The organism is Arthrobacter sp. DNA4, assembly GCF_024362385.1.
GTDB lineage: Bacteria > Actinomycetota > Actinomycetes > Actinomycetales > Micrococcaceae > Arthrobacter.
This window is the reverse complement of the sequence record NZ_CP101466.1, coordinates 608,658-635,548: the sequence shown is the minus strand read 5'-3', so window position 1 is coordinate 635,548 and position 26,891 is coordinate 608,658. Positions and strand designations below refer to the sequence as shown.

Below are 26,891 nucleotides of genomic sequence, written 5' to 3'. Positions count from 1 at the left end.
TGGAGGGGTGCTACCGCCTGGTAGGCACCCCGAGCTTGGTGCTGCCGCGTTGCTTGGTGGTTTCCGGGATCCGGATCCCGGCAGCCTCCAGCCGCCGGGCGGTCTCTTCGGGAGACACATACTCGCCAACGGTGGGGGCACTGCCCATCGGCACCACGGAGTGCACGATGGTGTGTTCATACACGTGCACCAGGTTGAACGCCTGGCCGCCGTCCTGGCCGCGGGTCCCGCCCACAGGTACGTTCAGGTCCTGGGTGTAGCAGGAAGCCGACGCCACCGAGACGGGAACGCCGGCGAAGCTCGCCGTCGTGGAGTAGTGCAGGTGGCCCGCAAGGATGGTGCGGACATCCGAATTACGCACCACTGCGGCCAGGGACGCCTGGTCGCGCAGTTCAACCAGCACCGAGAGGTCCAGCACTGACGGGACCGGAGGGTGGTGGAGGGCCAGGATGGTGCCGTCCGGGGCAGGAGTTTCAAGCTGGCGGGCCAGCCACTCCAGCTGCGCCGGGCTCAGCTCGCCATGATGGAAACCCGGGACCGTGGTGTCCAGGGTGATGACCCGCAGCCCGTTGATGAAGTAGCTGTGGTCCACCGGCTCGTCACTGCCCGGCTGGTCAAGGAGTCCCCTGCGGAAGTTGGCCCGGTCGTCATGGTTACCCATGGCCCAGATGACCTGGGCGCCCATTTCCTTGCAGGCCGGCTCAACGATGGCCCGAAGCTTCACGTACGCCCCGGCATCGCCCTTGTCGGCAAGGTCGCCCGTGAAGATCACGGCCTCCGGCCTGGCCCCGGACGCTTTGACTTCATCGAAGAGCTGGGCGAGCCTGGCTTCGCTGTCGACGGTTCCGTAGAGGGGTTCTGGACCTCCCAACAGGTGGGGATCACTCAGGTGGAGTAGGAAGTGGCGTGGCCGGGGATGTTCGGCCTCGATGTGCTCCATTGCTACCTCTATGGTCGGTGGGAAGCCGTTCTTCCCTTGTACCCTTCAGTAATATTTATCCAATCAGACATTTGGCAAACATGGGGTAAATCTCCGCCGCTGATGTGGAAAAAGTTAAAAGAACTGCGCTTTTGCAGGGCAAATTCGGCTGGCCACCCTTTATCCGAGCGCTTGCTCGATGGCGTCGAGGATCTCTGGCGAGTCGGGCTCGACCGTGGGGGCGAACCGCGCCACCACGTCCCCCTCGCGGTTGACCAGGAACTTCTCGAAATTCCACTTCACCAGCCCCGGCAGCAGCCCGGTCTTGAACTTGGTGAGCTCTGAATAGAGCAGGTGCTGGTTTCTGCCGCGGACCTCTGCCTTGGCCGTCAACGTGAACGTGACACCGAAATTCCGTTCGCAGAAGTCCGCAATGTCGCTGTCGGTCCCGGGCTCCTGCCCTGCGAACTGGTTGCACGGAACGCCCAGGACCTCGAACCCCCGGTCGCGGAACTTGCCGTAGAGGGCCTCCAAGGCGGCGTACTGCCGCGTGAAGCCGCAGTTGGACGCCACGTTGACCACCAACACCACTTTTCCCTTGAACTGGCCGAAATTTGTCCTGGTGCCATCGTTCAGGATCAGCGGGATCGGATAGAGGGGTCGCTGGCTGCGTGTCAGAGGAGAGATGTTCATGCAAGGGATTCGGTGCCGGTGGGGCGCCGTACGGGTTCCGGGTGCAAATTCCCTAGGCCGGGGGCGCCGTCGGTACTGGTTCAGTCGACGTAGGGGTGGGGGTTGGGGTCGGCGTTGGGGCAGGCTCCGCGGGCGGGAGGGTTGGGGCAGGCGCCGGGGCGGCAGTGGTGGGTGCCGGGGCGGGCTCAACCGGTGCTGGCACCGGTTCGGGGGCGGGAGCGGGGGCCGGGGCGGGCGCAGGGGCCGGGGCCGGAGCGGGCGCAGGCTCAACCGGCGATGGCGCCGGAGCCGGTTCGGTGGGTGTGGGCTGGACGGGAGTCGGTGAAGTCGTGGGCGTCGGCGTGGGCGTTGGGCTGGCAGGGTCAGTGGGAGACGGCGAAGGCGACGGCGCGGGACTTGGTGACGTAGGGGTTGGCGAAGTGGGCGTCGGCGTGGGACTTGGTGACGTAGGGGTTGGCGAAGCGGGCGTCGGCGTCGGAGCGGGCGTCGGCGTGGGACTTGGTGAAGTAGGGGTTGGCGAAGCGGGCGACGGCGATGGCTCGGTCGGTGACGGAGCCAGCGTTGGGCTTGCAGGGATCGTCGACGGATCGCTGGGTGCCGCCGCGGGCGAAGGCGGCGCGGCACTTACCGACGGTTCAGCGGTAAGCGGGCCCGTCGTCGTCAACTGCACGTTCGGAGCGGGCAGCACGATGCCCGTTGCCTGGGATGGCGAGGGTGCCGGGCCTGGTACGAAAAGCGGCGGGAAGGGTGAAACCTGAAGCCCGGCTGCGGGGAGTCCGTCTCCCGGGTCAACCTGGAGGGGGATGGTCCAGCTGATCCTGCCGCCGGACAACCCCGTGCCGGGCACGTACGAAACCATCTCAGCCGGAAGGGCCTGGTCCACTGCACGGAGCTGGAGGAAGTTCCATCTCAAGGGGTTGGTGTAGCGGCCATTCAGGATTGCCTCGAAATGCAGGTGGCAGCCCGTGGACCATCCGGTGGTCCCAACACGCGCGATGACCTGGCCCACCCGCACCTGGTCGCCGGTGTGCACACCAATGGATTCGAGGTGGTTGTAGGTGGTGATGAGCCCGTCGCCGTGGTCAATCTCAATCCGGTTGCCGCCGCCCCAGGGGTGCCAGACGGCCGCCCGCACAACACCGGAGTCAGCGGCGTAGACGGGAGTTCCGCAGGGGGCTGCGTAATCCTGGCCCAGGTGGAAGTCTCCCGCTGCCCCGCTGATCGGGCTGACCCGGAACCCGAACGGCGAGCTCGGGTCCAGTAGCTGCAGGGGCGCCATGAGGAAGCCGGGCAAGGGCCTGCGGCACCGGCCGGGCCCAGCGTGAGGGCCGCCCTGGCGCTCTGGTCGACGCCGCCAATGGACGTGTGCGGGAAGGCCAATGCCACAGGTGGATTGGAGAAGATGGCCGCGGAAGGGCAGCGGCGCCAAGCTGGTCTGTTGCCGTGGGGGCTGGTTCGCTGTGCCCTTCCCGGAGCTTCGCCGTTCCGGACGTTCCGTACGGGGCGGCACTGCCCTGAGTGGTGCCGGTTCCGGCAACCGATCGCGCCAACTGTGGCGGTTCAGCGGAGCCGGCGGAAAGGTTGACGGCGCAGACGGACGCCGCCAGCACGCCGGCAGCAGCAACGGCCCGGGCAACGGGGGGAAGGGTACGCTGGTCCGGCTTGCTGTTGCCGGGCACGGAATTCTTGCCCAATTGACTGACTCCACGACGTGGCCTGCCGCACGGTGTCTCGACGGTATGTCCCATGGGACCACAGGACCGCAGGCGTGGAAACCCCGTAGCCGGACAATGCGGGTTTTTTGTGGGTCGTTAGGGGGCGGAGCTGCGCGTCTCTGCCGGATCCAGCCGTGCGTGGCGCAAATGGGCAACAATGTCTCATGCGCAATGTCCTTCGTACCTGGCAGGACGAAATCAAGAAGACCTTCTCGGGCAGGGCCGACGCCCCGCCGGACTGGACGCTCAAGCTGGCCGAGGGCGACGACGTGGGCTACCACCTGCCCGGCTCGGCAGTGTGGGCGGTGCACGGCTCCATGACGCCCATCGTGGGTGGAATCCGCACGCTGCTCATGCAGTCGCTCCATCCCGGCGCGCTGGCGGGGGTGCACGAGCACTCCAACTTCCGTGACGATCCCCTGCGCCGGCTGGCCAACACCATCCGCTGGATCTTTACGGTGACCTATGGATCCACGGACGCCGCGGAGGAGGCAACACGGCGCGTCCGCCGCCTGCATGAGCCTGTCCAGGGCAACTACAAGGACAACGACGGCGAAGTGCGCACCTACAGTGCCAACGATCCCGGGTTGGCCAACTGGATCCATCTGGCCTTCACGGACGGCTTCCTCGCAGCCCACAGAATTTGGGGCAGCCCCATCCCAGGCGGCCAGGACGCCTACGTGCGGGAGTGGGCCCAGGCCGGGCGGCTGATGGGTGTGGAAGACCCGCCGCTGACGGAAGCGCAGATGCGCAGCCAACTGGAACGCTGGTACGCGCAGGGCGAGCTGCGGGCGGACGGCCGCGTCAAGGAGACGGTGGAGTTCATCCGCAATGCGCCCCTGCATCCGCTGCTGAAGCCTGGCTACCGGATCCTGTTTGCCGCTGCGGTCTACAGCCTGGAACCCCGGTACCGCCAGATGCTGGGGCTCTCTCTTCCACGGCTGGGCCCGTTTCCCCTGCCCGTGCGGTTAACCACAAAGGTGGTGCTCGGCGTCGTCCACCTGGCCCTGGGCGGTCCCCGGAGGGGGATGGGTCCCAGCGAAACAGCAGCGAGGCAGCGCCTGAGGCGGCTTGGTGAACCGCTGGCAGATCTGGCCTGACCACCAACCAGAAGGCTGTAACGGAGGCGGAAAAAGCAAGAACCCGGCCCCGGGTTACCGGGGCCGGGTTCTTGACCGGCGGAGAATGGGGGATTTGAACCCCCGAGGGCGTTAACCCAACACGCGTTCCAGGCGTGCGCCATAGGCCGCTAGGCGAATTCTCCAACTGCTTCTGAATCAAAAGCAGGTACTAGATTACCTGAAGTTTTCCGCATCGCCCAATTGGCCCATCCGGCATCGGTTTTTTGCCGGCCGCATCCCGCCTCAAAGGGGTACGGCGATGGTTGCCTTAACCTGAAAATGGACGCCCCCAATGCGCCCATTCCCTGTTGCACCGTTGAGCTGCCGGGTCCAGCCCCGTTAAGCCAGGCCACGCAGCTCACAACCTTGAGATTGCCCCAATCGGTGTACATAGCCATGATCCCGGCTGGGGCGGGGATAAGCAATGGACATCCGTACCCGGGCATCCACGGGCAGGGCACCGGCAACGGGCCAGGGCCTCCGCCGGCGGCGCCGGGTCCGATTCGAGTCGGACCGAATGTTCGGGTAAAGTATCTGACGGCCCCTCATGTGGCGTCATCCTGTTGAACTCCCCCAGGACCGGAAGGTAGCAAGGGTAGACGGGCTCTGGCGGGTGCATGGGGGGTCTTTACTATTCCCCCACAGGGCGGCATGATGTCAGCCCGGATTGGTAGGGTTTTCTCTGTGACAGTTACTACCGCCCTGTACCGCAGATACCGTCCCGACTCGTTCGCTGACGTTATTGGCCAGGAGCATGTCACCGAGCCGCTGATGACGGCTTTGCGGAAAAACCGCGTCAACCACGCCTACCTTTTCTCCGGCCCCAGGGGCTGCGGCAAGACCACGTCCGCCCGCATCCTGGCCCGCTGCCTTAACTGCGCCCAAGGGCCCACGGACACCCCCTGCGGGACCTGCCCCAGTTGCGTTGAACTGGCCCGTGGCGGTTCAGGTTCCCTTGATGTCATCGAGATTGACGCCGCGAGCCATGGCGGTGTTGACGACGCCAGGGACCTCCGCGAGCGCGCCACCTACGCCCCGGTGCGGGACCGCTACAAGATCTTCATCATCGACGAAGCCCACATGGTCACCTCCGCCGGGTTCAACGCCCTGCTGAAGATCGTGGAAGAGCCGCCGGAACACATCAAGTTCATCTTCGCCACCACGGAGCCGGACAAGGTCATTGGAACCATCCGTTCCCGGACGCACCACTACCCGTTCCGGCTGGTGCCGCCTGAGCCCCTGATGGCGTACCTGGAGCTCCTGTGCCGCCAGGAAAACGTTCCTGTCGCCCCTGGCGTCCTGTCTCTGGTCATCCGCGCCGGCGGCGGCTCCGTCCGCGATTCGCTCTCCGTCCTGGACCAGCTCATGGCAGGCGCCGGACCCAACGGGCTGGACTATGAGCTCGCCGTGGCCCTGCTCGGCTACACCCACGCTTCACTGCTGGACGACGTCGTGGAAGCCGTGGCTGCTTCCGATGCCGCCACCGTTTTCCGCGCGGTGGACCGGGTCATCCAGACCGGCCACGATCCCCGCCGGTTTGTAGAGGACCTGTTGGAGCGCTTCCGCGACCTGATCATCGTGCAGGCCATGCCCGAGAGCGCCCACGCCATCCTGCGCGGGATGCCGGAGGACCAGATCGCGCGGCTGCAGAACCAGGCCCATAACCTTGGCGCGGCGGAGCTTTCCCGGGCCGCTGATGTTACCAACACGGCCCTGACCGAAATGACCGGGGCCACGTCCCCCCGGCTGCACCTGGAACTTCTGTGCGCCCGGATCCTGCTGCCCAGCGCTGAACAGAATGAGCGCGGCATGGCAGCCCGGATCGACCGGGTGGAACGGCGGTTGAACTACGCCGGAAACGACGTCGGCGCTCCCGCCACGGTTACGCCGGCATCGGCGGAGGTACCAGCGGCGGCAGTCCAGCCAACGGCACCAGCTGCCACTCCCGCCGGTTCCCCGCTGGATTCCCAGCGCGCGCACGACTCGGCCGCCCCGGAGCCTTCTGCCAATACTGCTGCGGCCCACTCTTCCGCAGCCCAGGCTGCCCCTGCCCAATCCGCGTCGGCCCAGGCCGGACCGGCGGCTCCCGCTATGCCCGGTTCCGGGGACGGACAGGGTGCTCCCGCCTCTGACGGCGCCCGCAGTCCCCTGACACCACCTCGGGTCAGCACCAGCGACTGGCCCGTCGAGGAACCGTCCCGGCCCCGGACACCACAGGGCTCCCAAGGTTCTGCCGCAGGCGCGGGGACCATCAACCCCGCCGAGCGGGCCTCTTCAGCGCCGCAAAACAAGGCAGTGCCGCAGGGCCAGGACAACTCAGCGCCGCAGGGCCACGACAATGCAGCGCCGCGGGGACAGGAAGACCGGCCAGCGCCCAGCCAGTCCGCTGCGCCCCGCGTCCCGGACCGGCCGCAGGCCCAAAGCGACCAGGTGCCTGCCACCCACGGGCCCGGCAGCAACTCCCCCGGCGCTCAAATGCCAGGCCAGCAGGTGCCAGGACCGCAGGCCCCTGTCCATCAGGCTCCCGCAGCGCATCACCAAGCACCCGGCGGGTCCGCCCCAGCCAACCCCCCGGCCATGGGCGACGTGGAGGTCCTTCGCAGGGCCTGGCCGGATGTCCTGCAGGCACTGTCCAAAATCAAGCGCAGCACCTGGGCCCTCGTTGAACCCAATGCGCAGGTCCAGGCGTTCGACGGCAGTGTCCTGACCCTGTCCTTCACCACGTCCGGGCTTGCCGGCGCCTTCGGCAGGGCGGACCATTCGGACAACCTGCGCCAGGCCATCCACAAGACCGTCGGCATCGACTGCCAGATCCAGGCGGTTGCCGGCGGCGCCAGCCAAGCGAGCTCTGAGCCAAACCCAAAAGTTCCCGCCAGCCCGGTGGTTCCGGCCACCTCAGCTGACGTTGCCTGGGGCCTGGCTCCTGCTCCGGCCCAAGCCCCAGCCCCAGCCCCAGCCCAGGCATCCCCAGCGGTTCACGTACCCGCAGCAGCGGCGGGCACCGGAATGCCGCTGAGCGGTAGTTCCGGAAGCCCGGCCGCTGCCGGCAGCACCCCCGCCGCGCGAAGCACCGCCCCTTACGGCAGTTCGGGAAGTTCCGCTGTCGCCGCAAGCCCTTCGGCCGCACCCACGGCCGCCCCTGCAGGTGCCACCTCTCCGGGCGCAACCTCTCCGGCTGCCACCTCTCCGGGGGCACGCCCGGCGGCCGACGCCAACGCGCGGGGCAACCACGGCATGGATCCTGCGGGGTCTGGCCCCAGTGCCACCGCCGGTGCCAGCGCCCGGGCTGCAGGAACCGCTGCCGACACCTCCGGCACGAATTCCGCACACCCCGCGTACCCGCCTGCCGGAGGCGACTACTCCTACTCTGATGACGATTGGGGACCGCCGCGGGATGAGGACGCTCCCCCGCTGGATGAGGAACCCCCCATGGACTGGGAGCCCTCCGCCCGTCCGGGCAACCGGACGGCACCACCCTCCCCTGCCACTGGCATCGACCAGGCGGCAGACGGCGCCCACCCTGCAGCTGCCGCGCGCCCCCAGGGGACTGCGCCCGGCGGGCCAGGCTCTAGCACCGCTTCCCAACCCGCTGGCCAACCGGCTTCCCAGCATGCTGGTGCCGCCCATGATCCCTGGACCCGGGCCGTGGAACAGGCACCCGGCATATGGGTAGTGGGAGACAAGAGCAACGTCGGCGCCAAGCCAACACCTGCATCCGCGAATGACAACATTGGGGCGTCCGCCGCCGTCCCCCATTACGAGCCCGCAACCGCCCAGGTGCCGCCCTCCATTCCCGTGGCCTCGACGGCCACGGCTGCTGCGGCAGCGGGGCCAGACTGGGCCGCGGGGGCAGTTTTCGGCTCCGGCCGGACGGAGCCGGCTGCGGGTGCGTACCAGGCCCAGTCCCCGGACCACGCTCCGGTACCCGAATTCGCCATGGCGGCCGCCGCACCTGCACCGGTCACACATGCTTCCGCTGCCCAGGCCACTGTTGCTCAGGCACCGGTTACACAGGCAACCGCTTCCCAGGCACCGGGTGCACAGGCGGCGGTGGCGCATGCCTCCGTTACGCAGGCACCGGCCGTACCCTCCCGGCCACAGCCAGGAAATGCCGCGCCGGCTTCTGCAGGGACTTCTGCACCGGCGGCCGGACGAACGGAAACGCGGCAAAGCCTGTACCAGCGGCTGTCCAACAGCCCCGAAGCTGAGGCAGGACGCGCCAAGGCGCCTGCCAGGGCCGCCGCCGCCCCGAGTGCCTACGTCCAGGACATACCAAGCGCCGACGATGAAACCATCGAGGAGTCAGGTGTCTTCGGCCGGGCCGCCGTCGAACGCATCCTGGGCGGGAAACTGATCGAGGAGCGGTCCCTGGACGGAAGCCCGGTTACGCCACGCTATTGACGGCCCGGCCTGCCGCCGGGCATTGCCATCTGACTGATCCATCCGCTATTCACACCAAGCTAAAGAGGGAAACGTGTACGAAGGTGCTGTCCAGGAGCTGATCGATGAGCTTGGACGCCTTCCGGGCGTGGGGCCCAAGTCCGCACAGCGGCTGGCATTCCACATTCTTGAAGCCGACCCCCAGGACATGAAGCGGCTGGTTGAGGCCATCACCACCGTCAAGGAACGGGTGAAGTTCTGCACCGTCTGCGGCAACGTCACGGAGCAGGAGCTGTGCAACATCTGCCGCGATCCCCGCCGCGACCCCGCCGTGATCTGCGTCGTGGAGGAGTCAAAGGACGTCCTGGCGGTGGAGCGCACCCGTTCATTCCGTGGCCGGTACCATGTGCTGGGCGGGGCCATCAATCCCATCGCGGGTGTGGGACCGGAGCAGCTGCGGATCCGCGAACTGCTCACCCGGCTTAACGACGGTGAGATCCAGGAAGTCATCATCGCCACCGACCCCAACCTGGAGGGTGAGGCAACGGCCACCTACCTGGCCCGGATGCTTAAGACGATCGGCATCGCAGTGACCCGCCTTGCCTCCGGGCTTCCCGTGGGCGGCGACCTGGAGTATGCCGACGAGGTCACGTTGGGCCGCGCCTTCGAAGGACGCCGGAACGCCCTGGGCTGAGGCACCCGGCGGCCTCCCGCCGTCGTACTCCTCGCCGGGCCGGACGTGCCGCGGCCCTGTCCACAGCCCTGTCCGCGGCTGGCGCGGCACCCCATGGCCGGAATGTGGTCACAATTCAACGTCCCTCCGGGGGCGGCGATAAACTGTGGAGGAAAGCCGCGCCGTCCAGCGTCAGGCTGCCTGGCCTCCAGAACTCCAATTGATCCGATGAAGGTACGCGCATGAGTACGCCCACCACCGAAGTGCACAACGCAACACAGCCGCTGGCGGCACCCGCCTCCGGCGCGGTGACCAAACAACTCATTGTGCAGAAGTTCGGCGGCTCCTCCGTCGCGGACGCTGACGGCATCAAGCGCGTTGCAAAGCGCGTCGTTGATGCCCAGCAGGCCGGCAACGAGGTCGTGGTGGTCGTCTCGGCAATGGGCGACACTACCGACGAGCTCCTGGACCTCGCCGCACAGGTGACCGACTCCGCCCCCGCCCGCGAAATGGACATGCTCCTGTCCGCCGGCGAGCGCATTTCCATGGCGCTGCTGGCCATGGCCATCAACAAGCTCGGCGCCTCCGCCCAGTCCTTCACCGGGTCCCAGGCCGGCATGATTACCGACGGCATCCACGGCAAGGCGCGGATCATCGACGTCGACCCCCACCGCATCCGCACCGCCCTGGACAAGGGCAACATCGCCATCGTGGCAGGCTTCCAGGGCATGACCCGGGCCACCAACGAAATCACCACGCTGGGCCGCGGCGGTTCCGACACCACGGCCGTGGCACTCGCGGCAGCCCTCGAAGCGGATGTCTGCGAGATCTACACCGACGTGGACGGCATCTTCACCGCCGATCCGCGCGTGGTCCCGTCAGCCCAGAAAATCGACACGATCTCCAGCGAGGAGATGCTGGAACTCGCGGCCTCCGGCGCCAAGATCCTCCACCTGCGCTGCGTGGAATATGCCCGCCGCTTCGGCGTCCCGCTCCACGTCCGCTCCTCATTCAGCCAGCATGAAGGCACCTGGGTCATCCCCAGCGCCGACGACAAGATCACCACTCAAGAGGGAGTTGCCTTGGAGCAGCCAATCATCTCCGGCGTTGCGCATGACCGTTCCGAAGCGAAGGTCACCGTAGTCGGCGTCCCCGACATCCCCGGCAAGGCCGCCGCAATCTTCCAGGTCATCGCCGACGCGCACTCGAACATCGACATGATCGTCCAGAACGTGTCCACCCACGGCACGGGCAAGACCGACATCTCCTTCACCCTGCCCATCGTTGAAGGCGCCGATGCCCTGGCCGCCCTTCACGCCGCGCAGGACCAGATCGGTTTCGAGGCCATCGAATACAACGAGCAGATCGGCAAGCTGTCCCTGATCGGCGCCGGCATGCGGTCCCACCCCGGTGTCTCCGCCACGTTCTTTAAGGCACTCTCCGACGCCGGCATCAACATCAACATGATCTCCACCTCGGAAATCCGCATCTCGGTGGTCACGCACGCCGATCTGCTGGACGAGGCCGTGCGGGTCATCCACAAGGCATTCGGGCTCGACACCGAAAGCGAAGCGACGGTATACGGCGGCACCGGCCGCTGATCGCCAACGAAAAGCCGGGCTGCCCTTTCCCCAAAAGGAGAAGGCAGCCCGGCTTTTCTGTCTCTGGAAGCACCAGGATGAATCAGGTTTCGCGTTCCAAATCTTCGCGGCGTACCGCGTAGTGGTGGCCGGTTGAGTCGGTTTCCACCACGAAATGCGAAAGGTCCTCTTCGGAGGCCTGCTCGAATTCGTCGTGTTTGTGCACCACGGGCGCGTCGGCGTCCAGTCGGGTGGCAGGACCAAAGACGAAGCGCAGCCTGTCAGTCAGGCCCATGAAACTGGTAAGGACATGTGCCACTGTTTTCCACCCCCTTCCCGACCATCGGGCGAAAGTGCAGCCGGCCCCGGCAGGGGCCAGTGCCCCCATTTTATGCCCGGGACGCGGAAAAGGCTCCGGCGTAAAGCGAAGGAATCGCTACCGCAGGGAGCGGTCTTCAGGATTCCGCGGCACTACATAGGTGCTGCCGTCCGGCCTGGTGATGGTCTCCCACTGTTGGGTCTCCGCCTGGCGCTGGGCCAGCAGGCGGCGGTTCTCGTCCGTCATGTCATGCGCCAGCGCGGTGCGGCTGGCGGGACCGAATACGGCCCTCAACTTCCCGGTGGCGCGCATGAAGCGCTGGGAGGCGTTGCCCTTGTCCGCGGACCTGCCCATGAAGAGGTTCCTTCCACTCACTACCCAACCTAACGCCAATGTACACTAATCATTAGTGCACTAACAATCGGAGGACCAATGACTGCCACAGCGGCAACGGACTCAAAAGAAACCGAGTCAGCCCACGAGGAAGACCTGCTGCTCGAGCATCAGCTCTGCTTTGCGCTTACCGTGGCTGCCCGCAGCGTGGTGGGCGCCTACAAGCCCGTGCTCGAGAAGCTCAACCTCACCCACCCGCAGTACCTGGTAATGCTCTGCCTGTGGGAAGACAGCCCCCGCACTGTCCGGAACATCAGTGAAGCCCTGGCCCAGGAACCGGCCACCATCTCCCCGCTTCTGCGCCGGCTGGAAGCAGCGGAACTCATCACCCGGCGCCGTGCGGACGGCAATGAGCGCGCCCTCGCCGTCGAACTGACACCCAAAGGCGCCGCCCTGCGGGAGCAGGCGCTCCAGGTGCCGGGGACCATGATGGAGCGTCTGGGGTTGACCCGCGGGCAGGTCACCGAACTGCACGCGTCAATGATGGGACTAATCGCCGCCACCTCCCAGTGAATGATTGCGGCCAAACGGAAACCTGCCGCCGTACGCCAAGCGACTAGAATTACTGGACGAAGGAGAGGTGGCCTGATGCGGAAATTTCGGATGCTCGCGGCATTCCTGGCGGTCGGCGCTGGGCTGATCTCCGGTTGCAGCGGCACTCCTGACAGCGGCACGTCCACGGCAACAGCGCCTTCCACCGCTTCAACCTCCACGGCCCCGGGAAGCTCTCCCGCGGGCTCCGCAGCCCCCTCCCCCGACACCGAAACGTCAGTGCCGGCTCCTGCGCCCGCCACGTCACGGCCTGGCAATGGCCCGGGGCAGGGGAACGCTGAACTCGCCATCACCCTGGTGCCGTCCCCGGGCGCGCCCGAAGTCAACTACACCCTGGTCTGCTCCTCAGGCGAGACGGCCGCGGAAAGCAGCCATCCCAACGCAGCTGCCGCTTGCGCGGCCCTGAAAGCCAATCCGGCCATCGCGGCTCCGGCCGCACCGGGAACCGCGCAGCCCTGCACCCAGCAGTATGGCGGCCCCCAGACGGCCGCCGTCACGGGCATGGTGGACGGCATCGCCGTGGATTCAAAGTTTTCGCGGACCAACGGATGCGAGATCAGCACATGGGACGCTGCCAAGGACGTATTGGGCGCATCCGGTGGAGCCTCTTAAGCTCCTGGCGGCGGACAGTGCGCAGGCAAGGGAAGAGGCCCACCTGCAGCGCGTCAGCCGCTATGCCGATCCATACCTGGCCCGGCGGTCCACGGGACAGAAACACCCGGTGGAGGACTTCCTCTTCACCTACTACACCCAGAAACCCGGCCAGCTGAAGCGCTGGCACCCGGGTGCCGGCGACGTCCTCACCGGCGCCCAGGCAGCCGGGCGGCTCGGCTGGAAGCATTACCGGACGCTCGACGACGGCGAGCTTGCCTCCCTGGGGCTGCCTGCAGGAAGCACCGCGGTCACCTTCGACCGGCACGCCTTTTTGGCCGACCGCAGGGATGCAGTGGCCTTCGCCGGCATCATCCTCCGCGGGACCGCCGCCCGGCCGGCGCAGTTTGGCTGCTTCGGCCTGCACGAGTGGGCCATGGTCTACCGCCAGGACAAGTTCGACCTCCGCCATGAATACCTGCAGCTGCGGCTGGGTGCGGCCGGTACGGACAAGGTGGTGGAGGACAACAGGATCCGCTGCACCCACTTCGACGCGTTCCGGTTCTACACCCCGGACGCCATCCCGCTCAACGAGCATTCACCCAGCCGGGAATCGCAGCGGCACATGGAGCAGCCGGGATGCCTCCATGCCAACATGGACCTCTACAAATGGGCCTACAAACTGCTGCCGGCGTTGCCCAGCGAGCTGGTGATGGACTGCTTCGAACTGTCCTGGCGGATCAGGGCTATGGACATGCAGGCATCGCCGTACGACCTGGCCGACTGGGGGTATCCCGCCATCCCCATTGAGACGCCCCATGGCAAGGCCGCCTATGTTGAGCACCAACGCTCTTTCGCAGCGGAAGCGGGTACCCTGCGCGAACGGCTGGCAGCGGAACTCGGGGTCATCGCGGAAGGAGCGCCACGGTGATAGACCTGACCATCAGCATCCGTGACCACCCCGACGCTCCCGAACACGTGTTCCGGCTGGTATCAAAGGACGGGCACCCGGCTGCCGGGACCACCCTGCCCGAGCCCGTGGCGGCCCTTGCCGCCGTGGAGCGGTTCGGCGAAGACATCTTTTTCCCCAAGCCGGGGCCGCCCAAACTGTGCACGCAGCAGTACGGGGGCCCGCAGGTTGCCGTGGTCACGGGTATGTACCGTGGGCGTGCCGTCCAATCGACCTTCTCCCGTACCGACGGCTGCGAAATCGCACGCTGGAAGGCCATGGGCCCCCTGCTGGGCGGGACGGCCACGTAGCTTCCTGCGGCAGGAACGAAAGCGGCCGGAACGAAAAAGGTCCCGGGTAGCCTGACGACCACCCGGGACCTCCCCCCATGTCTTCCCGGTCAGGTGGCGGGTACCGCCTGCGCCAGGCCAAGCTGGGGAGCGCCAGTCGGGGCGGGCGCGGAGCCCGGTCCCACCTGCACGTTCACCCACGTCTTGATGCCGTTGCTGCCAAGGCTCAACCGTGAGAGGTAGGAACCCTCAGCAAGGCCGGTCCAGTTCAGCGTCGCCGAGGTGGCGGTTCCGTTCGGCGCCACGATGGGGTTCGGGTTCACGGTGAGATTGCCCGCGTCCCCCGCAAATGTCACGGCCTGGACGGAGGCAGTGGCGGGGCCGTTGTCAGGTGTGGCGTACAGGTTGGCCACCACGTAGTAGGTTCCGGGACGGGGTGATTCCAGGTCCAGGAACTCACTGGCGGATGCCGTTGCCACCTGGGTGGCCGTGAGGCCACCCGCTCCGTTCGGCGCGTAAACCACCATGTCCCAGTCGACGTCGTTCGACTGCGCCTGGATGCCGAGCCGGGCAAACGACGTGCCGGCCGGCACGTTTACCTGGACCAGGGCGTTGTGCGCATCATTCGTCGGGGCATACGCGCCCGGGGTCTTGGTGATGGCGGTCTGGCCCAGCGGCGCCAGCCCTTCCACGCCTACGGCGATGGGGTTGTCCGAGCCGGAGACAAGTTCCATGGCGCCGCTGCCGGTGCCCGTAGCCGAGCTGAAGGAGAAGGACGGGGCGATCTGGGCGTCGACGGGACGGATGGCGATTGGTGACGTCACCGTCCGGGGACCCTTCCAGGTGAGGCTTCCGGTGCTGAATTTGCCCATTGGCGCGCTGACGTTCCGGATGGTCAGGGTTACGTCACGGGTCTGGCCGGCCTTGGCGAAGTTCAGGGCCTTGGGTTCGACGTTGACGTTGAAGCCCGGCATGTTTACCTCGGGACGGTACATGCCAGGCACCAGGGCGGTCACCTTGCGCTTCACCTGGACCTCTCCAACCAGGCTGCCCAGGGCGATCGAGGGCAGGTTGAGGTCGCGGGCAGCAATGGTGCCTGCCTGTGGCGCTCCGGTCTGCACCCCTTGTCCGTTCAGGAAGCCAAGCCAGTCCTGGATGCCGGAGTCGTAGACCAGTCCGGGATCAAGCACCCGGGTGGAGTCGATGTGACCGGCGCCGCCCTGGAAGGGATCCGTGTTGGGGGTGCCGTCGGCGTTGACCAGCGGATAGGCGGTGGTCATCATGGCGGACTTCACCCTGGCGGGGGTCCATTTGGGCTGCTTGCCCAGCACCAGGGCGCCGAAACCGGAGATGTGCGGGGCTGCCATGGAGGTACCGGACATGAATCCGAACTGGGCGCCGTGGTTGCCGATGGTGGAGACGCCGGCCAGGACGTTCACGCCGGGGGCAGAGATGTCCGGCTTCAGCAGGTCACCGCCGGATGCCAGGGTGGGTCCGCGGGATGAGAAGCCGGCGATCTGGGGTGCGGCTGCCGGGGGCAGGCCGGTCAGGTCGCCCTTGACCAGGCTGACGGTCAGCGCCGGGTTGGCTTCCAGCTTGGATTTCAGTTCCAGGCTCTTGGGGGCGTTGACGTGGACGGTGGGAATGACGTGGTTGTCGGCGTCCTCGGAGCTGCTGGTGAGGTTGACCAGGATCATGCCCACGCCGCCCTTGGCCAGGACTTCCTGGCTCTTGGCGGTCCGGTCCACCACGCCGCGGTCACAGACGACTACCTTGCTTACCACTTTGCCGGCGTCAAGGGTTCCCGGACCGCAGAGGTTGGGGTTGGCCGCTCCGGGGGCCGCGGCAGCAGCAGCCACGACAACGGGCTTGTCCGCCACTTCCGACTTCATGATCGACGCGCCGCGGTACAGCGACACGTCGGACACCTTGACGGTTCCCAGCAGGTCACTGGGGAAGGTGGACGCAGCAACCGTGGTCAGCCACGGGGACGCGTGGTTCACCGTGGAGGCCGTGGGGCCGGAGTTTCCCGCGGAGGCCGAGACAAAGATCCCGGCGGCCGCAGCGTTCAGGAATGCCAGTGCCACGGGGTCGGTAGTGCTGTTGTTGTTGCCCGAAATGGAATAGTTCAGGACGTCGACGCCGTCCTTGATGGCTGCGTCCACGGCCTCAACCGACGCCGAGGAGTAGCAGCCGCCGGTGTCCGGGTTGGTGTCCTCCCAGCAGACCTTGTAGACCGATACCTTGGCGGCCGGGGCTATGCCGGAGCTCTTTCCGAAGCTGGCTCCGTCGATCACCTGTTCGATGTTGGCGTTGCCGGCGGCCGTGGTGGCGGTGTGCGTGCCGTGGCTGCCCACGTCCACCGGGGAGATCTGCTCTTCCGGGGCACGCTCTGCCGGGGGCACGTACTGAAGGAAGGAATCCGCGAAATAGCGGGCGCCGATGACCTTGGAATTGCAGAGGGATCCGTCAAAGGATGCCCCGGTCCCCTGGCCTTTTTGGCATTCGCCCTCGAAGGTGGTGCCGTCCGCCTTGAGCATGGCAATCCTGCCGTCAGCGGTGCGGTAGGGAACGCCGACCTGAGGGTCGCCCTGCAGCGGCTTCAGCGGTTCGCCCTGGAGGAAGGGGTTGTCCGGTGCGTAGCCGGAGTCGATGACGCCCACCACGACGCCTTTGCCGGCTTTGGCTTCGCCGCCGAACTGCTGGGCCCAGGCGCCGTCGGGGCCGGTGAGCTTGAGGAAGTCGGTGGTGGTGTAGTCGGGATTGTTCTCGACGTCCGGTGCCACGGCCAGGACCCTGCTGTCCTTGGACAGTGCGGCGGCCTGCACCGCGGTCAGTTCCGCTGTGAACCCGTTAAGGGCTGCGGTGTACTGCTTGGCGGGGGTGACGCCCTGGGCCGCTGCAACGTCCCGCTGCTGGTTGCGCAGGTGGGCGTCGTACGCCTTGTAGTTGGGACTGCCGGCGTCGAGCTTCCTGCCCAGCTGGGGCTTGGTCGCACCAAGCCCTGCAGCTCCCCCTTCGTATGCCGCGGCGGCCGGGCCGGCGAGTACCACGATGTACCGGCCGTCCTTGAACTGACTGTCCTTTGCGCTGGAGGAAACATTTCCCGGGCCTTGGACGCCAGGCGCCGCCGAAGCGGGAGCCACGGCCAGCGAGCTCAGGATCAGGGGCAGCCCGACGGCCAGCGCGGCCGCCTTCCGGAGTCCCCCAGCCCGCGAAGGGCTCTTTCCAGTTGATTTCACGTGCAACCCTTTCACGATGTGCGGCCCATACTTGGTGGGCGCCCCAATGACTGGCACTGCAGAGGGAATTACAAGTTTTGTAATTTGCCGCGACCAGACTGTTCACAGAGTACAGACTGATAGCGCGATATGACATAGGGCACATTCAGGAAAATTTCGCTTGTCATACGGGGACCCCTGAAGGATTAGGGAACTAAAAAAGGGCGCCCCGAAGGACGCCCTGCAAGGAGCGGAGGAAGCCTGCCCGCGCTACTGCCGGGGAGTGCGCACCACATCACTGATCCATTGCCTGGTCTTTTCATCCACGGGTCCGGCAACCCGGGTCTCGCGGGCCAGCCGGTCCGCTTTCACCTTCTGGAACACCATCCGGCCCAGACCGGCGAACACGGCAGCGGCAACCACCGGCAACAGCACGGACTTCGAATTCTCAGCCATCCAGCAATCCTAGTGAAGGCCTCCCGGCAACTCCAGAACCTGCCAAAGAACGGCCCTGCGGCCCCGGAGTTTTGCGCGGCTCCGCCGCACGGAACCCCGCGATTCAAAGGGATGCGCCCGGGCCGGTAGAATGGTAAAGCAAGCTCGCGGAGCGCCCGACCTCATGGTGAACCAACGCAGGTGACCCTTTGTCCCCGACACCCCGGTACGGCGTGAGACGGCACCACTCCGCTGCGCCCTTACCCAAGCTCACGCACAGGAGTTGCCGGATGCCCCGGATCGTTGTTGACGTCATGCCCAAGCCCGAGATTCTGGACCCGCAGGGGAAGGCAATCGTTGGCGCTCTCCCCCGGCTGGGCTTCACCAGCTTCAGCTCTGTCCGCCAGGGCAAGCGTTTCGAACTGACGGTCGACGGCGAGGTGACGGAGGAAATCCTGGCCCAGGCCCGCGACGCCGCCGAAACCCTCCTGTCCAACCCGGTGATCGAGGACGTCGTCAACGTCGAGGTCGTCGAGGCCTGAGATGACTGAACTTCCCCTGATTGGCGAGGCTGTGGCCGTCGCGGCGGAGCCGCGCCTTGCCGGCGCCCGGATCGGCGTCGTTACCTTCCCCGGCACCCTTGACGACCGGGACGCCGCCCGCGCCGTGCGCCTGGCCGGTGCCACCGCCGTCGAACTCTGGCACGGCGACACCGGGCTCGGCGACGTGGACGCTGTGGTCATCCCCGGCGGTTTCTCCTACGGTGACTACCTCCGTGCCGGCGCCATTGCCCGCTTCGCGCCGCTGATGTCCAAAATCATCGACGCCGCGAACTCCGACGCCAAGCTGCCCGTCCTGGGCATCTGCAACGGCTTCCAGATCCTCACCGAGTCGCACCTGCTGCCCGGATCGATGATCAAGAACGACCACCTCAAGTTCCTGTGCCGCGACCAGGTACTGCGGGTCGAAAACACCAACACGGCGTGGACCCTGGACTACCAGGCGGGCCAGGAGATCACCATCCCGCTGAAGAACCAGGACGGCCAGTACATCGCCGACGAAAAAACCCTGGACGCCCTTGAGGCCGAGGGCCGCGTCGTCTTCCGCTACGTGGGCTTCAACCCGAACGGCTCGCGCCGCGACATCGCCGGTATCTCGAACGCCGCAGGCAACGTGGTAGGACTCATGCCGCACCCGGAGCACGCCGTGGAACCGGGCTTCGGCCCCGAGTCGCTGGACGGCATCGGCGGGTCCGACACCGACGGACTCGGTTTCTTCACCTCCGTACTGAACAAGATTGTGGGAGGCGACAAGTGACCACCGAAACCACCAAGAAGTTCAACATCGACACCGTCGAGAACGCTGCAAAGACTCCGGACACCGAGCTGCCCTGGGCCGAGCTGGGCCTGAAGCAGAACGAGTTCGATGAGATCGTCAAGGTCCTGGGCCGCCGCCCCACCGGCGCCGAGCTGGCCATGTACTCCGTCATGTGGAGCGAGCACTGCTCCTACAAGTCCTCTAAGAACCACCTGCGCCAGTTCGGCCAGAAGGTCACCGAGGAAATGAAGAAGGACATGCTGGTGGGCATCGGCGAAAACGCCGGCGTGACCAACCTGGGGGACGGCTGGGCCGTGACCTTCAAGATCGAATCGCACAACTCGCCGTCGTTCGTTGAGCCCTACCAGGGTGCCGCGACCGGCATCGGCGGCATTGTCCGCGACATCATCTCCATGGGTGCCCGCCCGGTGGCCGTGATGGATCCGCTGCGCTTCGGCGCCATCGACCACCCGGACACCGCGCGCGTGATGCACGGCGCCGTGGCCGGCATCGGCGGCTACGGCAACTCCCTGGGCCTGCCCAACATCGGCGGCGAGATGGTGTTCGACTCCGTCTACCAGGGCAACCCGCTGGTCAATGCCCTCGCCGTGGGCGTCATGCGCCACGAGGACATCCGCCTGGCCAACGCCTCCGGCAAGGGCAACAAGGTGGTCCTGTTCGGTGCACGCACCGGCGGCGACGGCATCGGCGGCGCGTCCGTGCTCGCCTCCGAGTCGTTTGACGACACCAAGCCCTCCAAGCGCCCCGCGGTGCAGGTGGGCGACCCCTTCGCGGAGAAGGTCCTCATCGAGTGCTGCCTGGAGCTGTTCAAGGGCTCCCTGGTGGAAGGCATCCAGGACCTTGGCGCGGCGGGCATCTCCTGCGCCACGTCCGAGCTCGCCTCCAATGGCGACGGCGGCATGCAGGTTGAGCTGACCTCCGTCCTGCTGCGCGACCCCACGTTGACCCCGGGCGAAATCCTGATGTCCGAGTCGCAGGAACGCATGATGGCCGTGGTCACCCCGGAGAACGTGGAAGCGTTCGAGGCCGTCATGGACAAGTGGGCCGTGGAGTACTCCTGGCTGGGCGAGGTCACCGACACCGGCCGCCTCATCATCACCTGGGAAGGCGACGTGATTGTCGACGTCGATCCCCGCACCGTGGCGCACGACGGCCCGGTCTACGACCGCCCGTTCGCCCGTCCCGAGTGGCAGGATTCCGTCCAGGCTGACACCTTCACCGGTTCGGTGCAGGATGCCGGCCGCCCGGCCGCTCCGGCTGAGCTGGCTGCGGCCGTGACTGAGCTCGTGGCGTCGCCGAACATGTGCTCCAAGTCCTGGATCACCAACCAGTACGACCGGTACGTGGGCGGCAACACCTCCATGGCGTTCCCCGACGACGCCGGCGTGGTCCGCGTTGACGAGGAATCCGGCCTGGGCGTGGCCCTGGCCACCGACGCCAACGGCCGCTACACCTACCTGGACCCGTACCACGGCGCGCAGCTGGCACTGGCCGAGGCCTACCGCAACGTCGCCACCGCGGGCGCCATTCCCATGGCCGTCAGCGACTGCCTGAACTTCGGTTCCCCGGAGGATCCGGACGTCATGTGGCAGCTGGCAGAGGCCATCCGCGGCCTGTCCGACGCCTGCATGGTGCTGGGCATCCCGGTCACCGGCGGCAATGTCTCGCTGTACAACCAGACGGGCACCACGCCCATCCACCCCTCCCCCGTGGTGGCAGTCCTGGGCAAGCTCGACGACGTCGCGCGCCGCACGCCGTCGGGCTGGCGTGAAGATGGCCAGGCCATCTACATGCTGGGCACCACAGGCGCCGAGCTGGACGGTTCCGAGTGGGCCAACATGCGCGGCCACCTGGGCGGGCAGCCGCCCAAGGTTGACCTTGAGGCAGAACGCGCCCTGGGCGAGATCCTGATCAACGCTTCGCGCGACGGCATGATCGACTCCGCGCACGATCTCTCCGAGGGCGGCCTCGCGGCTGCGCTGGTTGAGTCCTCGCTGCGCTACGGCGTGGGCGCCCGGATCGCGTTGCAGGACATCATGGACCGGGACGGCGTGGACCTGTTCACGGCGCTCTTCTCCGAGTCCCAGGGCCGCGCCATTGTGGGCGTCCCGCGGTCCGAGGAAGTCCGCTTCACCGACATGTGCACCGCCCGCGGCTTCGCGCACACGCGCATCGGCGTAGTGGACGCTGCCAGTGGCAAGCTGGAGATCAACGGCGTGGAGAGCCTCTCCCTTGACGCCCTCCGCGAAGCCCACGAGGGAACCCTGCCCAAGTACTTCGGCTAGTCTCCACCGGCACCCACCCGTCGACTGCTCCGTAACCGCCCTTTTGAACCCTCAAAACGGCGGTTGCGGAGCAATCGTTTTTAAGAACCCCTTCGCCAGCCGGCCTGGGCCAAAGCAACAAGGACTTTGGCCGCGGCCGGTTTCGCATCGTTGACCATGTGGCGTTTGGAGATCCTGACCTCAGTCCACCCCAACGCGGCGTACCGTTCGGAGCGTGTGATGTCCCTGGCGATCTGGCTGTCCTCGCCGTGGTGGTCGCCCTCGTACTCGATTCCGATCTTGTATTTGCGGTAGGACAGGTCCGGCTGATGGTGCCTGACGCCGTCCTCAGTGATGATCGGGACGTTCAGCTCGGGTTCGGGCAGGCCCGCGCGGACAATCGCGAGCCGGAGCATGGTTTCCTGGGCCGAATCCGATCCGACGCGGATGAGTTCCAGGGCCTCCTTGGCCTTCCGGAGTCCCCGCTTTCCCCGGTGCCTGTCAATCGTCCGCTGCAGATCCCACATGCTGCACAGCGGCATGCTTCGGCCCTCGAATTCGAGGCGCGGAACGCGAACGCAGGCATCCCCCATGGCCACGATTTCATCGATGGACAGCAGCTCCGCCATGTCGAGCCACGTCCGCTCCGGCGTTGTCACCGGAATCCCGTCCATCGTTGCGACTTCGTCCCCGTACAGCTTCATGCGGTGCACGATGACGTGGGGCCGGTCCAGGTGGGCTGCGCCCTCGGGACGGATGAGGTGGAAAGCGTCGAAGGCGTCGTCCCGGCGCCGCTGCGGCAGCGAATGAAGCTCCGCGGCCGTAACGTGCGAGGCAGCACACAGCTCGTTGACTTCGATGAAGGGCCGCACCCGCATGGCCAACGCAAGCTCCGCCGTCGGGCCGTCTGCTCTGATGCCCTTACCAAGCCTGCTGAGGGAACGATGCCTCAAGCGCTTGGCTGAGACCCCCGCCCTTGCCGCCTCAGCCGCAGTGAAGGGCCTGCCCTCAAGTACTTCAGGAAGCGGACGTGCAGTCTTCATTGCTACATCAGAGCAGAAGGAGCCGCATGTCCGCAGAAGTTATCCACATCCTCCATCGACTGCTCCGTAAACGCCCTTTTGAGGCGCCAAAAGGGCGTTTACTCAGCAATCGGCGGGGTCAGTCCTCGCTGTGGAGCTCGCGCTGGCGGGCGCTGAGCAGCTCGATCTCGGGCCGCCACAAAGCGTTCGACGGCGGCAAGCACCTCCATGAGGTGTGGCCGGTCCGCTGCCACCAGGCCGACGCCGAGCTGCGTGCGCCGGTACTGGCTGTGATCCCCCACCTCGGCGACCGACACCTCAAAGCGGCGTTTGAGCTCGGCCAGGAGCGGTCTGACGACTGACCGTTTCTCCTTCAGGCTGTGCACGTCGCCAAGGAGGATGTCGAACTCGATCCAGCCAATCCACATGGCTCCGGACCTCCCCTAGTCGATGGTGAGCTCGCCCATCCGGTCCCAGCCATCGCCGTCGAGCTGTCGGCTGACGATCCTTGGCGTTTCGGCGAGGGCCTGCGGCATGTCCGCCATGGCCTTCTTGAAGTGGTCGCTGTTGACGTGGTCGCCGGCGGCGTCGTCCTTGAAGGCCTCCACCAGGACGTATTCGTTGGGGTCGTCCAGGCTGCGGGACCAGTCGAACCAGAGGTTGCCGGATTCCTTCCGGGTGGCTTCGGTGAAGTCCGCCACGAGGGCAGGCCAGCGCTCGGACCACTCGGGCTTGACCTTGAACTTGACGACAATAAAGATCACTGGGATTTTCCTTCCGCGGCGAGACTGCGTGCCCCTTCAATGTACCGGGAAGTAACGTAGCGCTGCGCCGCACGGGTGACCACGCCGACGGCCGCGTAGAACCAGTTGGCAGGCCTGCTGAACGCCCGGATCCGCAGCCACACCTCCCCCTTGTTGTTAATCTCCACTTCAAAGGATTCTTCCCCGCGGGCAGGGTGTCCGGGCAGCGTCCCGTAGCCAAAACCCGCCGATTGCGGAACACCGTCCGGCGTCGGCTCATGGACCCACACCACCTGGCAGGGGGCCGGCAGGCGGAAGGGCCCGACGCCGAATCCGCTCACCACGCGTGCGCCGGGGACAGCCTTCGGCGAGTCTGCGCGGACGTGCAGCCCCGCCCGCCGCTGCAGCTCCCAGGCGAGGATGCCGTTCGCCACGCGACGGTAAACGTCCAGTCCGGTCCCCAGCCGCGCCTCCTCCAGGACACGGCCGTACCCCTCGGGAGCGGTGCCTTGTTCCGTGCCTCCGACTCCCGGGTAGTCCAGCCTGGCCGCTGCTTTGTCAGTCAATGCTGCCTTCCTTCCCGAGGCGGGCCCACCCCAGTTGTTCCTGCTGCTTCCGACTCAAGCCTGACACCACAAGGTCGTAGGAGTCCTCCACCATGTCCCTGATCATCGTGTCCGGCAGCGAACCGTCAAGGCGGACACCATTCCAGTGGGTCTTGTTCATGTGCCACGCACCGGTAATCGCCGGGTGCACCGCCCGCAGCTGCACCGCGAGCGCCGGTTCGCACTTCAGGTTCACGTAGAAGTCGTCCTCATCCATGGATGACAGGGCAAACAGCTTGGCCTCATGGCGGGTGCCGCCGGCAATGTGGGCCCGGACCTTGAAGACCGATGTTTCCGGTCCGAACGGAAAATCCTCGTAGGCTCCCGGAAACGAAAGGCAGATCGTCCGCAGCGCGTTTGGGTCCATGAAGGAAGCCTATAAAGCAGGCCTGCACGGTGCTAGTCTGCGAGGATGTCACGCGACCAGGGAGCCATACCTGTTCTGGATCTGAGTACCGCACGGCAGCCCTACGGGCCCTTCAGCCCGGAGTTCATCGAGCAGCTGCGGCATGCCACCCACGATGTGGGCTTTTTCCAAATCACCGGCTACGGAGGCCGCCCTGGCCAGGCAGAAGAGCTGCTGGACCTCCTCAGGCGCTTCTTCAGCCTGCCGCTTGAGGAACGGATGAAGCTGGACAACCGGCTGTCCCCGCACTTCCGCGGCTACACCCGGATGGGCACCGAAGTGACCCAGGGCCGGGCGGACGCGAGGGAGCAGATCGACTACTCCCCGGAACGTGAGCCGGTGAAGGACTATCCGGAGGACCAGCCCTTCTGGCTGCTGCAGGGGCCCAACCTCTGGCCGGACGAAGCGTTCCCCGGGCTTAGGCCTGCCGCCATGGAATGGGCCGAACTCATGTCGGAGGTAGGGATGGAGCTGCTGCGGGCCATCGCGGTGTCGCTGCAGCTGCCGGAGGACTACTTCGATGAACCGTTCCAGGACACCCCGGCGTGGATGGGCAAGCTGGTGCACTACGTGGGCGGCGTGGTGGAAGCCGCCGGTGACCAGGGCGTCGGTTCGCACGCCGACTACGGGTTCGTGACCCTCCTGCTCCAGGACGGCGTGGGCGGCCTGGAAGTACTGCCGCCCGGCACCAGCCAGTGGTTGCCCGTGGAGCCCCTTCCCGGAGCCCTGGTGGTGAACCTTGGCGAGATGCTGGAAGTAGCCACGGAGGGATACCTCGCCGCCACCATCCACCGCGTCCAGGCCCCGCCGCCGGGTGTGGACCGCTACTCGGTACCGTTCTTCTGGTCGCCCCGGCTCGATGCAGTCATCGAACCGGTTCCGCTGGCTCCCGGGCTGAAGGCGGCGGCCCGCGGCATCACGGACGATCCCGCCAACCCGCTGCTGGCTTCCTTCGGCCTGAACATGCTCAAAGGCCGTATGCGCGCGCACCCTGACGTTACAGAGCGGCATTATCCCCACTTGATGCAGGGCCGCAGCTGATGAAGTGCCGGGGCCGCTGAAGCGCTACAGCTTGTACTTCCAGGCGAGCTGCGCCGGGCAGGCGTTCATCACCACATCGAGGCCGGCCGCCTCGGCGCGCTCCGCCGCCGCTTCATCGATGACGCCCAGCTGCAGCCACACCGCTTTGGCCCCCACGGCTATGGCCTGGTCAACCACGCTGCCCACCTTCTGCGAATTCACAAAGCAATCCACGACGTCGATGGGCTGCTTTTCCGCCGGGATGTCGGCCAGGGTTGGGTACCCGGTTTCGCCGTGGACAGCATCGCCGGGCAGGTTGACGGGAATGATGTCCATGCCAAGCTTGTCGCGGATAAAGAGCGAAACATCGTAGGCTGCGCGCCACTCATTGGTGGTGAGGCCGACGATGGCCCAGCGGCCCTTGGTTCGCATGAGGCGTTCAATGACTGCAGGATCGTTCGTGTGGCCCATGGGATCAGCCTACGCGCCATGCCCGGACTCGTAGAGCGTCGAATAAAAGAACGATCTGCCCTTGCAGACGGCCGCGTGAACGAATATTACGCGGCGCACGCGAGAGTTTGCTCTCGCCGATTCATTGCTGTGTAGTGGTCTTTGACCATCCCGAGCGGCCGAGAGACCTGGATCGATGACGCCGCAGCAACCCTGGTCGCCGGACGCGCCCCAACGCCCCGGCGATAGCAAGGACCGCAGCCGCGGGTATCCGGAACTGACCACTCCGGACGGCTGGCTCCGTAGGGTGCTACTGCCAGGACCGATGGAGTGATCCTATGACCGCAGTTTTATCGCCCCTGCCTGCCGGGGCGGGCACCGCCCACGCCCCAGCCCTTCCGGTGTCCTTCCGGGGCCTGCGCCGCACATTCGGTACCGGTTCCGCTGCCCACACCGTCCTGCGGGACGTGACCTTCGATGTGGCAGCGGGCGAGGTGCTGGCCATCCTGGGACCCTCCGGTTGCGGAAAGTCCACCCTCCTGCGCGCCACCGCCGGCCTGGATTATCCAAGCGCGGGGTCGGTGGTCATCGAGGACACCCCCGTGCACGGCATCGATCCCCGGTGCGCCTTCGCCTTCCAGGAGCCCCGGCTGCTTCCCTGGCACACCCTGCAGGCCAACGTCGCCATCGGACTGCCTGCCGGAACCAGCGCGAAAGAAGGCAAAGCCAAGGTGGCGCGGCTCCTGGAACTCGTGGGGCTCCAGGACTTCGCCAAACACCGTCCCCGTGAGGTCTCCGGCGGCATGGCGCAGCGCACGTCGCTTGCCCGGGCCCTGGCCCGGAACCCCGGCGTCCTGCTGCTCGACGAACCCTTCGGCGCGCTGGACGCCCTCACCCGCATCAAGATGCAGGACCTGCTCCTGGACATCCACCGGGAAGAGCCCACCACCGTCCTGCTGGTGACCCACGACGTTGACGAAGCCCTTCAGCTCGCCGACCGCATCATCGTCCTTGGCCCTGATGCGGCAGGCCCAGGCGCCACCATCGTCAGGACCATCGAGGTGCCCGGCAGACGGCCGCGCGAGCGTGCCTCCGCCGAACTCGCGCTCATGCGCAGTTCGCTGCTGGCGACGCTGGGCGTCGACGGGCACTAAGCGCCCCCTGACACCTCCGGGACCGCCACCGGCCCCGGTTGGCGCCTGCCGTCGTCGT

25 protein-coding genes, 1 tRNA gene, 1 other RNA gene and 2 pseudogenes are annotated in these 26,891 nt (G+C 66.6%); 15 read left to right on the top strand and 14 right to left on the bottom strand.

Annotation, left to right across the window (positions count from 1 at the left end):
• Window positions 1-10 precede the first annotated feature (10 nt).
• Together NMQ03_RS03110 and NMQ03_RS03105 are read right to left on the bottom strand one after the other, a co-directional pair.
• On the bottom strand, window positions 11-940 hold the full coding sequence (locus tag NMQ03_RS03110; protein WP_255174335.1) for a phosphodiesterase: 930 nt from the start codon (window positions 938-940) through the stop codon (window positions 11-13).
• Window positions 941-1,099: 159 nt separating this feature from the next.
• On the bottom strand, window positions 1,100-1,612 hold the full coding sequence (locus NMQ03_RS03105; protein WP_255174334.1) for a glutathione peroxidase: 513 nt from the start codon (window positions 1,610-1,612) through the stop codon (window positions 1,100-1,102).
• Between the two features lie 95 nt (window positions 1,613-1,707).
• Between NMQ03_RS03105 and NMQ03_RS03100 the strand changes: the two genes are divergently transcribed.
• Entirely contained in the window at window positions 1,708-2,370 is a 663-nt protein-coding gene (locus NMQ03_RS03100; RefSeq protein WP_255175722.1) for a hypothetical protein, read from the top strand.
• Window positions 2,371-2,585: 215 nt separating this feature from the next.
• Here NMQ03_RS03100 and NMQ03_RS03095 read toward each other — a convergent pair.
• Window positions 2,586-2,891: pseudogene (locus tag NMQ03_RS03095) on the bottom strand (M23 family metallopeptidase); the annotation flags it as partial.
• Between the two features lie 600 nt (window positions 2,892-3,491).
• Here NMQ03_RS03095 and NMQ03_RS03090 point away from each other — a divergent pair.
• A complete protein-coding gene (locus NMQ03_RS03090) occupies window positions 3,492-4,427 on the top strand; it encodes an oxygenase MpaB family protein (RefSeq protein ID WP_255174333.1) in 936 nt (311 codons plus the stop codon).
• Between the two features lie 79 nt (window positions 4,428-4,506).
• Here NMQ03_RS03090 and NMQ03_RS03085 read toward each other — a convergent pair.
• Window positions 4,507-4,591 (bottom strand) — tRNA-Ser (locus NMQ03_RS03085).
• Window positions 4,592-4,984: 393 nt separating this feature from the next.
• On the opposite strand from NMQ03_RS03085, the gene ffs reads away from it, so the two are divergent.
• The 4 genes from ffs (at window position 4,985) to NMQ03_RS03065 (ending at window position 11,102) form a co-directional block, all read left to right on the top strand.
• An RNA gene (gene ffs / locus NMQ03_RS03080) (signal recognition particle sRNA small type) lies at window positions 4,985-5,081 on the top strand.
• A gap of 21 nt (window positions 5,082-5,102) precedes the next feature.
• Complete coding sequence (locus tag NMQ03_RS03075) at window positions 5,103-8,849, top strand: DNA polymerase III subunit gamma and tau (RefSeq protein ID WP_255175524.1); 3,747 nt, start codon at window positions 5,103-5,105, stop codon at window positions 8,847-8,849.
• A 73-nt stretch (window positions 8,850-8,922) separates the two neighbouring features.
• Complete coding sequence (gene recR / locus NMQ03_RS03070; RefSeq protein ID WP_141158226.1) at window positions 8,923-9,522, top strand: recombination mediator RecR; 600 nt, start codon at window positions 8,923-8,925, stop codon at window positions 9,520-9,522.
• A gap of 221 nt (window positions 9,523-9,743) precedes the next feature.
• On the top strand, window positions 9,744-11,102 hold the full coding sequence (locus tag NMQ03_RS03065; protein ID WP_224024744.1) for an aspartate kinase: 1,359 nt from the start codon (window positions 9,744-9,746) through the stop codon (window positions 11,100-11,102).
• Between the two features lie 82 nt (window positions 11,103-11,184).
• Here the strand turns inward: NMQ03_RS03065 and NMQ03_RS03060 are convergent, their stop codons facing one another.
• Together NMQ03_RS03060 and NMQ03_RS03055 are read right to left on the bottom strand one after the other, a co-directional pair.
• Complete coding sequence (locus NMQ03_RS03060; protein ID WP_159633488.1) at window positions 11,185-11,400, bottom strand: hypothetical protein; 216 nt, start codon at window positions 11,398-11,400, stop codon at window positions 11,185-11,187.
• 117 nt (window positions 11,401-11,517) lie between these two features.
• Window positions 11,518-11,754 (bottom strand): hypothetical protein, encoded by a 237-nt coding sequence (locus NMQ03_RS03055; RefSeq protein WP_255174332.1) that lies wholly within the window; start codon window positions 11,752-11,754, stop codon window positions 11,518-11,520.
• A gap of 78 nt (window positions 11,755-11,832) precedes the next feature.
• On the opposite strand from NMQ03_RS03055, the gene NMQ03_RS03050 reads away from it, so the two are divergent.
• The 4 genes from NMQ03_RS03050 (at window position 11,833) to NMQ03_RS03035 (ending at window position 14,196) form a co-directional block, all read left to right on the top strand.
• A complete protein-coding gene (locus NMQ03_RS03050) occupies window positions 11,833-12,306 on the top strand; it encodes a MarR family winged helix-turn-helix transcriptional regulator (RefSeq protein WP_255174331.1) in 474 nt (157 codons plus the stop codon).
• A 75-nt stretch (window positions 12,307-12,381) separates the two neighbouring features.
• Entirely contained in the window at window positions 12,382-12,957 is a 576-nt protein-coding gene (locus NMQ03_RS03045) for a serine protease inhibitor (RefSeq protein WP_255174330.1), read from the top strand.
• Between the two features lie 4 nt (window positions 12,958-12,961).
• The gene (locus tag NMQ03_RS03040) at window positions 12,962-13,867 is read left to right on the top strand and encodes a 3-methyladenine DNA glycosylase (protein WP_255175523.1); all 906 of its coding nucleotides are present in this window, start codon (window positions 12,962-12,964) and stop codon (window positions 13,865-13,867) included.
• A complete protein-coding gene (locus NMQ03_RS03035) occupies window positions 13,864-14,196 on the top strand; it encodes a serine protease inhibitor (RefSeq protein WP_255174329.1) in 333 nt (110 codons plus the stop codon). Before NMQ03_RS03040 ends, NMQ03_RS03035 begins: the two co-directional genes overlap by 4 nt.
• Window positions 14,197-14,285: 89 nt before the next feature.
• Here NMQ03_RS03035 and NMQ03_RS03030 read toward each other — a convergent pair whose 3' ends face one another.
• Both NMQ03_RS03030 and NMQ03_RS03025 read right to left on the bottom strand, forming a co-directional pair.
• A complete protein-coding gene (locus tag NMQ03_RS03030; RefSeq protein WP_255174328.1) occupies window positions 14,286-17,417 on the bottom strand; it encodes a S8 family serine peptidase in 3,132 nt (1,043 codons plus the stop codon).
• 249 nt (window positions 17,418-17,666) lie between these two features.
• Window positions 17,667-17,852 (bottom strand): hypothetical protein, encoded by a 186-nt coding sequence (locus NMQ03_RS03025; protein ID WP_159633506.1) that lies wholly within the window; start codon window positions 17,850-17,852, stop codon window positions 17,667-17,669.
• A 269-nt stretch (window positions 17,853-18,121) separates the two neighbouring features.
• On the opposite strand from NMQ03_RS03025, the gene purS reads away from it, so the two are divergent.
• Genes purS through purL form a run of 3 tightly spaced genes read left to right on the top strand, consistent with a single transcriptional unit; the run spans window position 18,122 to window position 21,454 of the window.
• Window positions 18,122-18,373 carry a phosphoribosylformylglycinamidine synthase subunit PurS gene (gene purS, locus NMQ03_RS03020; RefSeq protein ID WP_015935902.1) on the top strand — a complete coding sequence of 84 codons (252 nt, stop codon included), beginning with the start codon at window positions 18,122-18,124 and terminating at the stop codon, window positions 18,371-18,373.
• 1 nt (window position 18,374) lies between these two features.
• Window positions 18,375-19,148 (top strand): phosphoribosylformylglycinamidine synthase subunit PurQ, encoded by a 774-nt coding sequence (purQ, locus tag NMQ03_RS03015; RefSeq protein ID WP_255174327.1) that lies wholly within the window; start codon window positions 18,375-18,377, stop codon window positions 19,146-19,148.
• Complete coding sequence (gene purL / locus NMQ03_RS03010; protein WP_255174326.1) at window positions 19,145-21,454, top strand: phosphoribosylformylglycinamidine synthase subunit PurL; 2,310 nt, start codon at window positions 19,145-19,147, stop codon at window positions 21,452-21,454. Before purQ ends, purL begins: the two co-directional genes overlap by 4 nt.
• An 80-nt stretch (window positions 21,455-21,534) precedes the next feature.
• On the opposite strand, the gene NMQ03_RS03005 is transcribed toward purL, so the two are convergent.
• From NMQ03_RS03005 to NMQ03_RS02985, 5 genes and pseudogenes are all read right to left on the bottom strand, one after another.
• The gene (locus NMQ03_RS03005; protein ID WP_255174325.1) at window positions 21,535-22,311 is read right to left on the bottom strand and encodes a hypothetical protein; all 777 of its coding nucleotides are present in this window, start codon (window positions 22,309-22,311) and stop codon (window positions 21,535-21,537) included.
• Window positions 22,312-22,594: 283 nt separating this feature from the next.
• A pseudogene (locus NMQ03_RS03000) lies at window positions 22,595-22,883 on the bottom strand (DUF503 domain-containing protein).
• Between the two features lie 15 nt (window positions 22,884-22,898).
• Window positions 22,899-23,219 (bottom strand): putative quinol monooxygenase, encoded by a 321-nt coding sequence (locus NMQ03_RS02995; protein WP_255174324.1) that lies wholly within the window; start codon window positions 23,217-23,219, stop codon window positions 22,899-22,901.
• Window positions 23,216-23,764, bottom strand: coding sequence for a DUF1990 family protein (locus NMQ03_RS02990; RefSeq protein WP_255174323.1), 549 nt, complete (start codon window positions 23,762-23,764; stop codon window positions 23,216-23,218). Before NMQ03_RS02990 ends, NMQ03_RS02995 begins: the two co-directional genes overlap by 4 nt.
• A complete protein-coding gene (locus NMQ03_RS02985; RefSeq protein ID WP_255174322.1) occupies window positions 23,757-24,170 on the bottom strand; it encodes an MmcQ/YjbR family DNA-binding protein in 414 nt (137 codons plus the stop codon). Before NMQ03_RS02985 ends, NMQ03_RS02990 begins: the two co-directional genes overlap by 8 nt.
• 45 nt (window positions 24,171-24,215) lie before the next feature.
• On the opposite strand from NMQ03_RS02985, the gene NMQ03_RS02980 reads away from it, so the two are divergent.
• Complete coding sequence (locus NMQ03_RS02980) at window positions 24,216-25,250, top strand: isopenicillin N synthase family oxygenase (protein WP_255174321.1); 1,035 nt, start codon at window positions 24,216-24,218, stop codon at window positions 25,248-25,250.
• A 24-nt stretch (window positions 25,251-25,274) separates the two neighbouring features.
• Here the strand turns inward: NMQ03_RS02980 and NMQ03_RS02975 are convergent, their stop codons facing one another.
• Window positions 25,275-25,700 (bottom strand): CoA-binding protein, encoded by a 426-nt coding sequence (locus tag NMQ03_RS02975; RefSeq protein ID WP_255174320.1) that lies wholly within the window; start codon window positions 25,698-25,700, stop codon window positions 25,275-25,277.
• Between the two features lie 317 nt (window positions 25,701-26,017).
• Between NMQ03_RS02975 and NMQ03_RS02970 the strand changes: the two genes are divergently transcribed.
• Window positions 26,018-26,833: an ABC transporter ATP-binding protein gene (locus NMQ03_RS02970; protein ID WP_255174319.1), complete on the top strand. Its 816-nt coding sequence runs from the start codon at window positions 26,018-26,020 to the stop codon at window positions 26,831-26,833.
• Window positions 26,834-26,891: the final 58 nt, after the last annotated feature.